Source organism: Pseudonocardia benzenivorans CB1190 (assembly GCF_000196675.2).
GTDB lineage: Bacteria > Actinomycetota > Actinomycetes > Mycobacteriales > Pseudonocardiaceae > Pseudonocardia > Pseudonocardia benzenivorans.
This window is the reverse complement of sequence record NC_015312.1, coordinates 5,568,585-5,582,791: the sequence shown is the minus strand read 5'-3', so window position 1 is coordinate 5,582,791 and position 14,207 is coordinate 5,568,585. Positions and strand designations below refer to the sequence as shown.

The window sequence follows — 14,207 nt, the reverse complement described above, 5'->3', positions numbered from 1 at the left end:
GCTCCGCTGTGAGGGACGCCCGGCCGGTCGCCGCTCAGAGCAGGAAGCGGAACTGCGGGGAGTCCGGCGGGATGCGCTCGATGTGCGGGGGCGCGCTCTCCATGCGGGCGAGCAGCCCCTCGAGGTCCTCGGGGCGGCCCAGCTCGATCCCGACGAGTGCCGGACCGGTCTCCCTGTTGTTGCGCTTGACGTACTCGAAGAGCGTGATGTCGTCGTCGGGGCCGAGGACGTCGTCGAGGAAGCCGCGCAGCGCGCCCGGCTCCTGGGGGAAGTCGACGAGGAAGTAGTGCTTGCGGCCCTCGTGGATCAGGGCGCGTTCGACGATCTCGGCGTAGCGGCTGACGTCGTTGTTCCCGCCGGAGAGGATGCAGACGGTCACCGAGCCGCGGGGGATCGGCAGTGCGTCGATCGCGGCCGGCGCGAGGGCACCCGCGGGCTCGGCGATGATCCCGTCGGTCTGGTAGAGCGCGAGCATCTCCATGCAGATGCGGCCCTCGGCGACGGGTGTCAAGGGGATGTCGGCGTCGCGGACGATCGGAAAGGTCGTGTCGCCCACGCGCCGGACCGCAGCACCGTCGACGAAGGGGTCGAGGTCGGTGAGCGGCAGCGGACCGCCGGCGGCGAGCGCGGCCGTCATGCTCGCGGCGCCCGCGGGCTCCACGCCGGCGATGCCGACGCCGGGGTGCCGTTCGCGCAGGTACGTCGTCATGCCGGCGAGCAGCCCCCCGCCGCCGACGGGCACCACGACCAGGTCGGGCTCGCTGCCGAGCTGGCTCATGATCTCGCGCGCGACGGTGCCCTGCCCCGCGACGGTGCGGGCGTCGTCGAACGCGGGGACGAGGGTCGCGCCGTTGCGCTCGGCGTCGAGGGCGGCGGCCGCGGCGGCGTCGTCGTAGGCGTTGCCGACGACGATCACGTCGACCACCTTGCCGCCGAGCTTGGCGACCCGGTCGCGCTTCTGGCGCGGCGTGGTGCGCGGCAGGTAGACCCGCGCCTTGACCCCGAGCCTGGCGCAGGCGAACGCCACGCCCTGCGCGTGGTTGCCGGCGCTCGCGCAGACGACGCCGCGCTCGCGCTGCTCCGGCGAGAGCTGCGCGATCAGGTTGTAGGCACCGCGAATCTTGTAGGACCGCACGGGCTGCAGGTCCTCGCGCTTGAGCCAGACCTCGCCGCCGACGGCGTCGGAGAGCCGCGGCGAGATCTGCAGCGGGCTCGGGCCGATCACCGCGCGCAGCCGTTCGGCCGCGAGGTCGACGTCATGAGCGGTCACGGTGTCCACCCGACAACGGTGCCATGCGGCCCGCGCGAGTCCGACGGCGGCCCCGCCGCAGCTCAGGGGCCCGTCACAGCCGCCGCGTGCACTTCTCCGCGGCGGCCCGCGCGATCAGCCGGCCCATGTCCGGATTGCGGCACTGCACGAGCGACGCGCCGACGGCCAGCACCGACAGCAGCCCGTCGACGAGCCCGTCGCTGCTGGACCACTCGGCCATCGACAGCACCCGGTCGGTCGGGGTGATGTCGAGCTCCCCGGCGCGGCGGCGGGCGGTGTCGAGCACCTCGGCGATCGAGCGGCCGTCGAGGGCGGGCGCGGAGTCGTCGACGGGCTCCCAGGGGACGAAGTCGTCGCCGTGGCTGCGGACCTCGGTCGCGTAGTCGATCACGCCGGCCGGCAGGCCGTCGAGGCCGCGGCCGAACGCGTCGAGGGAGAGCGCGACCACCCCGCCCGACGGGGCCGCGGCGAGCGCGAGGTCGACGCGGTCGCCGTCGCAGAGCACCCAGTCGGCCTCGGCGGGCGTCCCGACGACGTGCGCGCCGCACCACCAGGCGCCGAGCAGGACCGCGGCCGTCTGCCAGTGCGCGGGCAGCATCGCGGCGACGGTCGTGCCGGTCTCGACGTCGCACTCGTCGCGCAGCAGGTTGGCCGTCTTGGCCGCCCAGTTCGCCGTCGTCACGCCGGAGAGCTCGATGCGCTCGCCCGTCGCGTCGTCGTAGAAGGTGATCAGCGGGCGGGCCGGGTTCGCCCGCAGGATCGGGTCGAGCAGGGCGGCGGTCAGCGTCACGGGACGGGCCTCACGTACGGGGAGCGGATCAGTCGATGCACGGTACGCCGCCGGCGTTGACGGCGGGGGCGGCCGCGTCGCCGGGAGCGGCGCCGGGCGTCGTCCCGGGGCTCGAGGTGGCGCCACCGGTGCCGCCGGGTCCCGCCCCGTCGGTGCCCAGCACGACCTGCACCCGTCCGGCGGGCGCGTCGGCCGCCTTGACGACGGGCAGCCCGCCCAGCTTCGCCGCGACCGCGCGTGCCCCCGCCTCCGCGGAGTCGGACGAGTAGCGCACGGCCGTCGTCGCGGCCGTCGGCGCGTTGCCCACCGTCCCGCGCACGTAGCCCGCCGCGCTGAGGGTGTCGGCGACCTGACCGGCCAGGCCCGTCCGGCCGGAGGCGTTGCCCACGTCGACGGTGACGGTGTGCGGGGCGACCGCGGGCGCGTCGTCGGCGGCGGGCGGTGTCGTCGCCGCGGACGACGCGACGTCGTCGGTCGCCTCGGTCCGGTCGGTGACGAACTTCTTCACCTGCCCCGGGTCGACGAGCACGACGTCGCCGCGGTCGTTGCTCTGCCCGCCCTGCGTGGGGATCGTCATGAACTCGATGTGCCCCGCGGCGATGTCCGACGCCTGCCGCGCGAAGCCGAGCAGGTCCCACCCCGAGTCGATGACCAGCGACTTCTGGGCGGCGTCGACGAGAGCGCGGAGTGTCGAGGGGTTGGTGAGGGTGCCACTGGAGAGGATCTTGTCGGCCATCGCGGCGAGGAACACCTGCTGACGGCGGATTCGGGACAGGTCGCCCTCCGGCAGCCCGTGGCGCTGCCGGACGAACGACAGCGCCGCCGCGCCGGAGATCGTCTGCGGCCCGGCGGGGAAGTTCGCGCCCGACAGCTCGTCGCTGACCGGGTTCTTCAGGCAGACGTCGACTCCGCCGACGGCCTGGGTCAGGTTGTAGAAGCCCAGCAGGTTGATCTCGGCGTAGTGGTCGACGTGGACCCCGGTGAGGTCCTGGACGGTCTCGATGAGCTTGCTGCGCCCCGCCGCCGACGACTCCGTGTCGACCTCCTTGGCGCTCTTGCGCTGCTTGACGAGGTCCGCGGCCGCCAGCGCCTTCGTCGCCGGGTACGCCGCGTTGATCTTGTCCTTGCGGTAGCCGGGGATGGAGACGTAGGAGTCGCGCGGGATCGAGAAGGCCACCGCCGCGCCGCCGTCGGCGGGCAGGTGCAGCAGGATGATCGTGTCGGAGTTGAGCACGCCGGTGTCGGCGCCGCTGTGCAGCGCGTCGGTGACGGCCTTGGGCAGTGGGTTGCCCTGTGCGTCGGTCCGGCTGTCGATCCCGACGAGCAGGATGTTCAGCCCCTGGCCGTCGTCGCCGCCGAAGATCACGTCGGTCGTCGTCAGGCCGGCGGTGACGTCGCGGTACAGGCCCCACGCCGTGCCGGTGAGCAGCAGCACCAGCACCGATGCGACGACGGTCCCGATCCGGATCCGGCGCGGCCAGTCCGCGGGCGCCCGTGGCGTGGCCGCGCGGCGAGCGGCCCCGTCGGCCCCGTCGGCCCCGTCGGCCCCGTCGGTCGCGGAGGCGGGCCGGCGCGGGCGGGTCCTGCGGGCGGGGTCGGCGTCGTCGGCCGTGCGGGTGCCGGGGCGGCGTGCGGCGTCGGTCCGCTGGTTCACGTGCCCCCTCCCGGTCGCGTGCGCCGGACGGCGGTGCGGACGCACCCCGGGCCTGGCGGGCCCGGCGACGTCGAACGGCGTCACACACTGTGCATCACGCGGCCGCGACACGGGGAGTGATCGAGACGGCGTGTCGCACACCCGGCCCCGGGGCTCCTCGGTCGGGTCCGCTCCCGTCGCACTACCCTCACCGTCCGTGTCCGAGCCGTTCACGTTGCTGCTGCCGGTGTGGGCCGGCGACCGGCCCGACTTCCTTGCGGCGGCGTTCCGGTCCAGCGTGGACGACCAGCACCGCCGGCCCGACGAGGTCGTGATCGTCCGGGACGGGCCCGTCGGGTCCGTGCTCGCCGCGGCGCTCGACGAGCTCGCCGCCTCGTCACCGGTGCCCGTGCGGATCGTCGCACTGGAGCGCAACGGCGGTCTGGGCCCCGCGCTCGACGCCGGGCTCGCCGCGGCCGGTCACGACATCGTGGCCCGGATGGACGCCGACGACGTCTCCGAGCCGCACCGCTTCACCGTCCAGCTGCCGATCGTCGAGGCCGGTGCCGACCTCGTCGGGTCGGGCCTGATCGAGTTCGCCGACGACGCCGCCGTCGAGGTCGGCAGGCGCATCCCGCCGACGAGCCCGGAGGAGATCCGCGCCCGCTCCCGGTTCGCCGATCCCTTCAACCATCCGACGGTCGTCCTCCGCCGGTCGCTGGTGCAGCAGGTCGGCGGGTACGGCGACTTCGCGCTCATGGAGGACTATCTCCTCTGGGCGCGGATGATCATGGCGGGGGCGCGGGTGGCCAACGTGGCCGAGCCGCTGGTGCGCTACCGGATCGGGGCCGGCGCGTACGCCCGGCGCGGTGGGCTCGGCCAGCTGCGCGCGGAGCTGGCGCTGCAGCGCCGGTTCCACGCCATGGGCTTCACGACGCCCGCGCAGGCGTTGCGCAACGTCGTCGTCCGCGGCGGGTACCGGCTCGTCCCGGAGTCGTTGCGCCGGTTGGCCTACCGGCGCGTGGTCGCCGTCCACCGGCCGCGCGCCACCCCCTGAACGCCGGTCCCCGTCCGCCCCGTTCTGCGGGACTATCGGGGGAGTCGAACGGGTAGCCCTCGGGCACCGACCGAGGAGGCGTCATGGTCGACGCGACGACGGACCCGCCCACCGGACTCGAGCGGCCGCAGCCGGACCCGTCGTTCGCGGCGGCCGACGTCGTGGAGCGGGAGCCGGTCGCGCCGCGGGACGAGATCGTGCGCGACGAGGTCCCGCGTCACGAGCCCGACGTCGTCGACCGCGACGGGTTCCGGGCGGGCGACGCCGCCCCGGTCGAGACCTATGGGCGGGACCGGCCCTCGGGAGGTCCGGGCGCACCGCGGCAGGCCGCCGCGCGCGAGCCCGCCGAGCGCCTCGACGAGCCGGCCGGCGGCGGTGTCCGCGGGGGTTCCGACGAGCGCTTCGACCAGCGCTTCGACGAGCGTTTCGACGAGCGTTTCGACGAGCGTTTCGACGAGCGTTTCGGCGACGGGCCCGGCCCGGGACGGCCCGCTCTCGACCTGCCCGATCCCGGTGCCGGTCTCGCCGTGGGAACCGTTCCGGTCGGGGCCGCGCCGGCGCCCACCGAGGTCGTCGCCGACGTCCCGGTCCTGGCCGACGCCCCGGTGCCGGCCGACGCTCCGGTCCTCGCCGACGGCCCGGTCCTCGCCGACGGCCCGGTGCTCACCGCGGACCGCGTGCCGGTCGGCGAACCGCTGCCGGCCGGTGAGCCGTCGGCCGCCGCAGGGCCCGTCGGGGCCGTTCCCGGCGCGCGGGCCGACGGCCCCGTGCCGCCCGTCGGCACGGGCGTCGCCGCGGGTCCGGTTGCGGCGGATCCCGTTGCCGCGCAGCCGCTCGACGCACAACCCCGCGACGGACATCCCGGACGCGCCGGGGCGACGCAGACGCCGGTCGCGCCCCCGGTTGCCGAGCCGCTCACCGCGCAGGGCCGCGACCTGCTCAACCGCGACCTCGCGCTCGACGCCGTCGAGGTGCTGCGCCGCGCCGTCGCGCGCGGCGAGCCGTCCGCACCCGACGTCCTCGCCGACGCCTACCTCGACAGCGGCAGCTTCCACGCCGCGGCCGAATGGCTGGGGCTGCTGGTCGAGCGCGGGTACCTGCGCTTCGCGGGCCGGCTCGGGATCGCGCTCGCCGAGATCGGCGAGCGCGACGCCGCGGAGGAGGCACTGCGGCTGGCGATCGCGACGGGGGAGACCGCCGCGGCCAACGACCTCGCGATCCTGTTGCGCGACATGGGGCGTGACGCCGAGGCCGTCCAGGTGCTCACCCGCGCGGCCGACGACGGGGACGGCCTGGCCGTCGACAATCTCGTCTCGTTCCTCCTCGACGCCGACGAGCTCGCGCCCGCCGTCGAGGCCGCCGAGCGCTACGCCGACCGGGCGCGGCCCGACACCGTCGTCGCGCTGGCCGACGCCCGGACCGCGGCGCGGCGTGACGCGGAGGCCGAGGAGCTCTACCGGCTCGCCGACGAGCTCGGTGCCCTGCGCGCCCACACCGCCTACGCGACGTTCCTGCTCGCCACCCGCGCCGACCGCGTGCACGCCGAGCAGCACCTCCGGGAGGCGCGTCGGCACCGGGAGCCGGGGTCGGCCGCGGCGCTGGGGCTGTTCCTCGTCGAGGACGGGCGGGTGGCCGAGGGGCGCGAGCACCTCGTCGTCGGCGCGACGGCCGGGGACCGCGTCGCCGCGGCCGCACTCGCCGAGCTCGACGGCGAGGACCCCGACGACGACTGACCGCCGCGCCGGACGCTCCCGCGCGCGGTCGAGCGGCTGCCCCGGGCGGGGCCGCGCGGCGGTGTGGCCCTGCCCCGGGCGGTGCGGTGCGGCGCTGCCCCCTCCCGGGCGCAACCTCACGGTCCCCGCGCGCTCGCGGGACGACACCTGGGTTGCGCTCGGTCTGTGTCGTCGCGGCCGCCGGGGCCGCCTGCGGGCGGAGCGGCCGCCGGGGCCGCCTGCGGGCGGAGCGGCCGCCGGGGCCGCCCGCGGGCGGAGCGACCGCCGGGGCCGCTTCCGGGCGGAGCATCAGCCGGTCGCGCGACCCGGGCGCCCTCACCGGGGCCCGCACGTCACGGCTCCGCCGGACGCCGTCGGCGGGGGCCGCACCCGGCCGTTAAGGTGCCGCCGTGGAGGCCGGGAGCGACGAGGCGGCTGGGGCGTGCGCCGTGGTCGTCGCGGGGAACGGGTCGGTCGACGACGTCAAGCGCTGCCTCACGTCACTGGGTCTCGTCGGCGAGGTCGTGCTCGTCGCGGGCGACCCCGCGCCCGCGGAGCTGCCGGGCGCCCGCGTGATCGACCTCGGCGAGCGGTTGGGCCGGCCCGCGGCGGTGAACCGCGCCGTCGTGACGCTGGGGCCCGAGGTCGCGTTCGTCCTCGTCACCGAGGTCGGCCTGACCTGGGACGACGACGCCGTCGCGGCGCTGCGCGCGGCGGCCCGGGACACTCCCCGGGCGGGCGCGCTGGTCCCTCGGCTGGAGGGGTCGTCGCCGGCCCCGGCACTGCCGGGTCGCTGGGTCGGCGACGCGTTGCTCGCGCGGCTGGCACCCGACGTCGTCACCCCGCCCGCCGACCTCCCCGGCCCCGCGGTGCTGCTGCGGCGCGCGGCCCTGGAGTCGGTCGGTGGCTGGGACGCGCGCCTCGCCGCCCCGTTCGCCGACCTGGACCTCGCCCGCCGGTTGGACGAGGCCGGCTGGCTCCGGGTCGCCGTCCCCTCGGCGCGGGCGGTGCGGGACGCTGTGCCGGACGTCCCCGAGTCCCCGGCGGAGCGGCACGCCGCCGCGCGGCGCACGGTCGGGGGCGGGCCGCGTGGCATCGCCGCCCGGGCGCTGCTGGCCGCGCGCGGGGCGGGGGCCGCGGGCCGGGCAGGCCGACCGGCAGGATGAGGTGGGCGTCCGCGGGACGCCACGACGAGGGGGACGGACAGGTGTTGCACGACGTCGAGGCCGTGGTGCTGGTCGGCGGGCAGGGCACGCGGCTGCGGCCGCTGACCCTCTCCGCGCCGAAGCCGATGCTGCCGACCGCCGGCGTCCCCTTCCTCGCCCATCTGCTCTCGCGCATCCGGGCGGCGGGCGTGCGCCGGGTCGTGCTCGGCACGTCGTACCTGGCGGAGACGTTCGAGAAGCACTTCGGCGACGGTGCGGCGCTCGGCCTGGACCTGACCTACGTCGTCGAGGACGAGCCGCTGGGCACGGGCGGCGGCATCCGCAACGTCGCCGGGCACCTCACCGCCGACGACGTGCTCGTGTTCAACGGCGACGTGTTGTGCGGGACCGACCTGCGCGCCGTGGTGGCCACCCACCGCGACACGCAGGCCGACGTCACGCTGCACCTGGTCCGCGTCCCCGATCCGCGGGCCTACGGCTGCGTGCCCACCGACCCCGACGGGCGCGTCCTCGAGTTCCTCGAGAAGACCCCGGACCCGCCCACCGACCAGATCAACGCCGGCTGCTACGTCTTCCGCCGCGCGGTGATCGACGCGATCCCAGCGGGCCGCGCGGTGTCGGTGGAGCGCGAGACGTTCCCCGGGCTGTTGGCGGCCGGATCGCGGATCTCGGGCCACGTCGACGACGCGTACTGGCGCGACATGGGCACCCCCGCCGACCTCGTGCAGGGCTCGGCCGACCTGGTGCGCGGCATCGCACCCTCCGACGCGCTGCCCGGCCCCACCGGCGACGCGCTGCGGCTCGCGGGCGCCGAGGTCGCGGCCGACGCGCACGTCGCGGGCGGCACGGTCGTGGGGGTGGACGCGCAGGTCGGGACGGGGGCCAGGGTCGTGGGGAGCATGCTGTTCGACGGCGCGGTCGTCGGCGCGGGCGCGACCATCGAGAACTCCGTGGTCGGGGCCGGTGCCCGGGTCGGGGCCGGCGCGAGCGTCGTCGACACGGTCGTGGGCGACCGCGCGGTGGTCGGCGAGGCCTGTGAGCTGCGCGGCGGCATGCGGATCTGGCCCGACGTGGTGCTGCCCGCGGGTGGCGTGCGCTTCTCCCCGGACGTGTAGCCGGTGCCGGAACCCCTGGAACGCGAGTGGCGCCCGGCCTTCCGTCTCGATGTCGCGGGAGTCCTCGCGCCCTTGCGGCGCGGCCGGGGCGACCCGACCTGGCACTCGGCCGCCGACGGCGGCGCGATCTGGCGCACCGGCACCACCCCCGACGGCGCGGCGACCCTGCGCGTGCACCGGCGGACCGACGGGACGGTCGTCGCCGCGGCGTGGGGTCCGGGCGCGGCGTGGTCGGTCGAGCACCTGCCCGCCCTGCTGGGCGCCGACGACGACCCGGACTCGTTCGTCGCCCACCACCCGCTGGTCGAGGACGCGGCGCGACGGCTGCCGGGGCTGCGGCTGGGCGCGACGCGGCGGGTCTGGGACGTGCTGTTCCCCGCGATCCTCGAGCAGAAGGTCACCGGCACCGAGGCGCGGCGGTCCTGGCGGGAGCTGTGCCGGCGCTTCGGTGAGCCCGCGCCGGGGCCAGCGCCCGACGGGATGCGGGTGCCGCCGTCGCCGGAGCGCACCCGCGCGATCCCCGACTGGGAGTGGCACCGCGCCGGGGTCGACTCGGCGCGACGGCGGGCGATCCTCGCCTGCGCTGCCGTCGCGCACCGGCTCGAGGCGGCGGCCGACCTCGGCGGTGAGGACGGGCGCATCCTGCTGCGGCGCGTCCCCGGCATCGGCGTCTGGACCGCGGCCGAGACCGCGCAGCGCGCCTGGGGCGACGCCGACGCCGTGAGCTTCGGCGACTTCCACATCCCGACGGTCGTGGGCTGGGCGCTCGTGGGTCGTCCGCTCGACGACGCCGGGATGCTCGCCGTCCTCGAACCCTACGTACCGCAACGGCACCGGGCCGTCCGGTACGTCGAGCTGTCGGGCTTCCGCCGCCCGCGCTTCGGCCCGCGCTACTCGCCGAAGGACTACCGGGCGATGTGACCCCGCCGGGTGGTGGGCCGCCGACTCGTGAGCAGCCGATCGTGGGCCCGCCGGCTCGTGAGTGGCGTTGCTCGCCATGGCCGGTAACGCCGGTCACGGCAGGGGTAGCGTGCGGATCATGGCTGCCGTGCTCGACGCCGACATCGCCGCACTCGACGGCGCGGACCTCCCCGACCTGGCCGGCAAGGCCGTCCTCGTGGTCAACGTGGCCTCGCGCTGCGGGCTGACGCCGCAGTACACGGCGCTGGAGGAGCTCCAGGAGCGCTTCGCCGACCGCGGCTTCACCGTCCTGGGTGTCCCGTGCAACCAGTTCGGCGGCCAGGAGCCCGGGTCGCCCGAGGAGATCGCGACGTTCTGCTCGACGACCTACGGCGTGAGCTTCCCGCTGACCGAGAAGGTCGAGGTCAACGGCCCCGGCCGGCACCCGCTCTACCAGCGGCTCACCGCGCACCCCGACGCCTCGGGCGAGGCGGGCGACGTGCAGTGGAACTTCGAGAAGTTCCTGCTCGCGCCCGACGGGACGGTCGTCGCCCGGTTCCGGCCGCGGACCGAACCGGGGTCCGACGAGGTCGTCGCGGCCGTCACGGCCGTGCTGCCCTCCTGAGCGTCGGACCCGCCACGTAGGGTCGCCGCGTGAGTCCCGCGACGAAGGGTGCCTCGTGAAGGTCGTCGTGCTCGTCGGTGGCGTCGGCGGCGCCCGTTTCCTGCTCGGGGTCAAGGCCGCGCTCGGGCTGCCCGCGGTCGGTCCCGGTCCGGCCGACGCGCCGCACGAGGTCACGGCCGTCGTCAACGTGGGCGACGACATCTGGCTGCACGGCCTGCGCATCTGCCCCGACCTCGACACCTGCATGTACACCCTCGCCGGCGGCATCGACACCGAGCGCGGCTGGGGCCGCAAGGACGAGTCGTGGACCGTGGGTGCGGAGCTGGCCGCCTACGGCGCCGACCCCGACTGGTTCTCCCTGGGCGACCGCGACATCGCGACGCACCTCGTCCGCACCCGGATGCTGCGTGCCGGTTACCCATTGTCGCAGGTCACCGAGGCGTTGTGCCACCGCTGGCAGCCCGGGGTGCGGCTGCTGCCCGGCACCGACGACCGGGTCGAGACCCACGTGGTCATCGACAACCCCGACGCGGCGATCGACGGCGCGCCCCCTCAGGTGGCGGTGCACTTCCAGGAGTGGTGGGTCCGGCACCAGGCCAAGCCGGCCGCGCACCGCTTCGCCTCCGTCGGCGCCGAGGAGGCCCGGGTGCTGCCCGAGGTGCGCGACGCGCTCGAGACCGCGGACGTCGTGCTCGTCGCCCCGTCGAACCCCGTCGTGAGCATCGGGACACTGATCGGGGTGCCCGGGATGGCCCAGTCGCTGGTCGCGACGCCGGCGCGGATCGTCGGGCTCTCGCCGATCGTCGGCGGCGCCCCGCTGCGCGGGATGGCCGACGCGTGCCTCACCGCGATCGGGGTCGGGACCAGCGCGGAGGCGGTCGGCCGGCACTACGGCGGCCGGGCGGAGGGCGGCCTGCTCGACGGCTGGCTCGTGCACACCGGCGACGGGTGCGAGGTGCCCGGCGCCGAGGTCCGCGAGGTCCCGCTGCTGATGACGGACGTCGAGGCCACCGCCGCGATGGCCCACGCGGCGTTCGAGCTCGCCGGGATCGACGGTGTCTGAGCGTCCGGAAGCGCTCCCGGGCGATCACGCGTCGCCCGACGCGGTCACCGTCCTGCCCGTCCGCGGGCTGCCCGAGTTCCGCCCGGGCGACGACGTGGCCGCCGCGATCGCCGCCGCCGCACCGTGGCTGGCCGAGGGCGACGTCGTCGTCGTCACGAGCAAGATCGTCTCCAAGGCCGAGGGCAGGCTCGTCACCGCGCCCGCGGACCCCGAGGAGCGCGACGCGCTGCGCCGCAGCCTGGTCGACGAGGAGACCGAGCGGGTAGTCGCGCGCCGGGGCCGGACGCTGATCGTCGCGAGCAAGCTCGGCCTCGTGCAGGCCGCGGCGGGGATCGACGCGTCCAACGTCCGGCGCGACGAGCTGGCGCTGCTGCCCGTCGACCCCGACGCCAGCGCCCGCCGGATCCGCGCGGGTCTGGCTGCGGCACTGGGCGTTGAGGTCGCGGTCGTCGTCACCGACACGATGGGCCGCACGTGGCGGGTCGGCCAGACCGACGTCGCGATCGGCTCCGCGGGCCTGCGGGTGCTGCACGGCTACGAGGGCGCGGTCGACGCCGAGGGCAACGAGCTGGTCGTCACCGAGGTCGCCGTGGCCGACGAGATCGCCGCCGCGGCCGACCTCGCCAAGGGCAAGCTCGGCGGGCTGCCGGTCGCGGTGGTGCGCGGGCTGCGCGTCGTCGACGACGGCTCCGGCGCCCGCGACCTCGTCCGCGCGCTCGACGAGGACCTGTTCTGGCTGGGCACCGAGGAGGCGCTGGCGCAGGGCCGCCGGGAGGCCGTGCTGCTGCGGCGCAGCTCGCGCAGCTTCGGACCGGACCCCGTCGACGCGGCGGCGCTGCGTCGCGCGGTCGGCGTCGCGCTCACCGCCCCCGCCCCGCACCACTCGGCGCCGTTCCGCTTCGGCTGGGTACGTGATCCGGACCGGCGCACCGCCCTGCTCGACGCGATGCGCGACCGCTGGCGCGCCGATCTCGAGGCCGACGGCAGGCCCGCCGACGAGGTGGAACGCCGCCTCGCCCGCGGCGACCTGCTGCGTCGGGCCCCGGAGCTGGTGCTGGCGTTCCGGACCGGCGACGGGGCGCAGCCCTACCCGGACCCCGTCCGCACCGCCGCCGAGCGCGACATGTTCACCGTCGCCGGGGGCGCGGCCGTGCAGTCCTTGCTGGTCGCGCTCGCGGCGGAGGGGCTGGCGTCGTGCTGGGTGGGGTCGACGATCTTCGCCGGCGACGTCGTGCGCGACGTGCTGGGTCTGCCCGACGACTGGCAGCCGCTCGGTGCCGTCGCCGTCGGGACGCCCGACGTGGCGCTCGTCCCGCGCCCGCCGCGTGATCCGGCCGCCGGACTCGTCGAGTGGTAGCCGCTGCCGTCGCGGCCGCCGAGCTGCGGGACTGGGTGCCGGGCACCGCCGGGCAGGAGGCGTTGCGGCAGGCGCTGCTCGCGTTCCTCGACGCCCGGCCCGACGACGCGTGCGACCGCTCCTGCGTCCCCGGCCATCTCACGGCCTCGGCGCTGGTGCTCGACGCGGCGGGAGAGCACACCCTGCTGACGCTGCACCGCCGGGTCCACCGTTGGGTGCAGCTCGGCGGGCACTGCGAGCCCGGCGACGCGTCGCTGCGGGCGGCGGCGCTGCGCGAGGCCACCGAGGAGTCCGGCATCGAGGGCCTCACGATCTCCGCGCGTCCGTTGCACATCGACGTCCATCCGGTGGCGTGCTCGCTCGGGGTGCCGACGCGCCACCTCGACGTCCGCTACCTCGTCCGGGCACCGGCGGGCGCGCAGCCGCGGATCTCCGACGAGTCGCTCGACCTGCGCTGGTGGCCGGTCGACGCGCTGCCTGCCGACTCCGACACGGTTCCGGAGATGATCACGGCCGCGCGTCCGGTTCAGCGCCAGAACAGCAGCTCGGTGTAGCCGAGGCTCGCCGCGGTCGGGTTGCCGCCGACCGCCCCGAACACCCACGAGGAGATGCCGAAGAACACCTGCTGGGCCACCGGCAGGGAGATCAGCAGGACGAAGATCACGAGCGGGGCCCACGGGCGGACCTTGGCGGCCGTCCGGCGCGCGCCGTCGGACAGGTAGGGCTCGATGACGCCGAAGCCGTCGAGCCCGGGGATGGGCAGGATGTTGAGCACGAACGCCAGCACCTGGATCAGCGCCAGCGCCGAGAGCCCGACGACCAGCCCGTAGGGCATGGAGATCGTGGCGACGGCGATGGTCAGCACCGCGCCGAGGATCAGGTTCGTCGCGGGGCCGGCGAGCGAGACCAGGCTGCGCGCCGCCCGCGACCGGACGAGCCCGTGGTTGATCCACACCGCGCCGCCCGGCAGCGGGATGCCGCCGATGAGCAGGAACAGGATCGGCAGCACGAACGACAGCCCGACGTCGGTGTAGCGGCGGATGTCGAGCGTGAGGTAACCCTTGTCACGCACAGTGAAGTCGCCTGCCCGAAATGCGACGAAAGCGTGACCGAACTCGTGCAGGCACAGTGAGACCGTCCAGCCCCCCAGGACGAGCAGCACGACGCCGACGGTGAGGGCCGTCGACGAGTGCGGTTGCACGAGGAACGGCGCCGCCGAGGCCGCGACCACGCCGCCGACGACCGTCACGACGACCAGCAGCAGGAACCACGGACTCACTCGGCTCGACACACCCGTCACTTGACCAGTCTGCCGAACGGGCGACCGATGGGGTGGAACGCGTCACCCGTACGGCCGCCCCAACTTGCCAAGCGGCGAACCGCAGCGATGTACTTACGTCGGTGTCATTCGCCGGGGCGCGGGGAGAGGTGGGCGAGTGAACGTGATCAGTGACACACTTCGGTTGGTGGGGGACGGCTTCGTCGCGAGCGTGGCGGCGCCGGAACCCGAGGGTGACCT

At 75.9% G+C, this 14,207-nt stretch carries 13 protein-coding genes; 9 read left to right on the top strand and 4 right to left on the bottom strand.

Annotation, left to right across the window (positions count from 1 at the left end; genetic code table 11):
- Positions 1-34 precede the first annotated feature (34 nt).
- The 3 genes from ilvA to PSED_RS26205 all read right to left on the bottom strand — a co-directional run bounded on the left by ilvA (position 35) and on the right by PSED_RS26205 (position 3,714).
- Complete coding sequence (gene ilvA / locus PSED_RS26215) at positions 35-1,270, bottom strand: threonine ammonia-lyase IlvA (RefSeq protein ID WP_013677260.1); 1,236 nt, start codon at positions 1,268-1,270, stop codon at positions 35-37.
- A gap of 73 nt (positions 1,271-1,343) precedes the next feature.
- Positions 1,344-2,060: a TIGR03089 family protein gene (locus PSED_RS26210; RefSeq protein WP_013677259.1), complete on the bottom strand. Its 717-nt coding sequence runs from the start codon at positions 2,058-2,060 to the stop codon at positions 1,344-1,346.
- 28 nt (positions 2,061-2,088) lie between these two features.
- Positions 2,089-3,714 carry an LCP family protein gene (locus PSED_RS26205; protein ID WP_013677258.1) on the bottom strand — a complete coding sequence of 542 codons (1,626 nt, stop codon included), beginning with the start codon at positions 3,712-3,714 and terminating at the stop codon, positions 2,089-2,091.
- A gap of 196 nt (positions 3,715-3,910) precedes the next feature.
- Here PSED_RS26205 and PSED_RS26200 point away from each other — a divergent pair, with 196 nt between their 5' ends.
- The 9 genes from PSED_RS26200 to PSED_RS26160 all read left to right on the top strand — a co-directional run bounded on the left by PSED_RS26200 (position 3,911) and on the right by PSED_RS26160 (position 13,242).
- Positions 3,911-4,750, top strand: a complete 840-nt coding sequence (locus PSED_RS26200; RefSeq protein WP_041760017.1) for a glycosyltransferase — start codon at positions 3,911-3,913, stop codon at positions 4,748-4,750.
- A gap of 83 nt (positions 4,751-4,833) precedes the next feature.
- Positions 4,834-6,483: a tetratricopeptide repeat protein gene (locus PSED_RS26195; protein WP_013677256.1), complete on the top strand. Its 1,650-nt coding sequence runs from the start codon at positions 4,834-4,836 to the stop codon at positions 6,481-6,483.
- A 389-nt stretch (positions 6,484-6,872) separates the two neighbouring features.
- Positions 6,873-7,628: a glycosyltransferase family 2 protein gene (locus tag PSED_RS26190; protein WP_013677255.1), complete on the top strand. Its 756-nt coding sequence runs from the start codon at positions 6,873-6,875 to the stop codon at positions 7,626-7,628.
- A gap of 44 nt (positions 7,629-7,672) precedes the next feature.
- Positions 7,673-8,743, top strand: coding sequence for a mannose-1-phosphate guanylyltransferase (gene manB, locus PSED_RS26185; RefSeq protein ID WP_233899486.1), 1,071 nt, complete (start codon positions 7,673-7,675; stop codon positions 8,741-8,743).
- A gap of 3 nt (positions 8,744-8,746) precedes the next feature.
- Positions 8,747-9,664, top strand: a complete 918-nt coding sequence (locus tag PSED_RS26180) for a DNA-3-methyladenine glycosylase family protein (protein ID WP_013677253.1) — start codon at positions 8,747-8,749, stop codon at positions 9,662-9,664.
- Between the two features lie 118 nt (positions 9,665-9,782).
- Positions 9,783-10,268 carry a glutathione peroxidase gene (locus tag PSED_RS26175; RefSeq protein ID WP_041760016.1) on the top strand — a complete coding sequence of 162 codons (486 nt, stop codon included), beginning with the start codon at positions 9,783-9,785 and terminating at the stop codon, positions 10,266-10,268.
- A gap of 55 nt (positions 10,269-10,323) precedes the next feature.
- Positions 10,324-11,331 (top strand): 2-phospho-L-lactate transferase, encoded by a 1,008-nt coding sequence (cofD, locus tag PSED_RS26170; protein WP_013677251.1) that lies wholly within the window; start codon positions 10,324-10,326, stop codon positions 11,329-11,331.
- Positions 11,324-12,688, top strand: coding sequence for a coenzyme F420-0:L-glutamate ligase (locus PSED_RS26165; RefSeq protein WP_013677250.1), 1,365 nt, complete (start codon positions 11,324-11,326; stop codon positions 12,686-12,688). Before cofD ends, PSED_RS26165 begins: the two co-directional genes overlap by 8 nt.
- Complete coding sequence (locus tag PSED_RS26160; RefSeq protein WP_013677249.1) at positions 12,682-13,242, top strand: NUDIX hydrolase; 561 nt, start codon at positions 12,682-12,684, stop codon at positions 13,240-13,242. Before PSED_RS26165 ends, PSED_RS26160 begins: the two co-directional genes overlap by 7 nt.
- Here PSED_RS26160 and PSED_RS26155 read toward each other — a convergent pair.
- Positions 13,215-13,967, bottom strand: a complete 753-nt coding sequence (locus tag PSED_RS26155) for a site-2 protease family protein (RefSeq protein ID WP_013677248.1) — start codon at positions 13,965-13,967, stop codon at positions 13,215-13,217. The genes PSED_RS26160 and PSED_RS26155 overlap by 28 nt on opposite strands.
- Positions 13,968-14,207 lie beyond the last annotated feature (240 nt).

Bases quoted from the DNA above. Each gene is read 5' to 3' on its own strand.
- PSED_RS26195 (WP_013677256.1), top strand. From the start codon at position 4,834: ATGGTCGACGCGACGACGGACCCGCCCACCGGACTCGAGCGGCCGCAG.
- PSED_RS26175 (WP_041760016.1), top strand. From the start codon at position 9,783: ATGGCTGCCGTGCTCGACGCCGACATCGCCGCACTCGACGGCGCGGAC.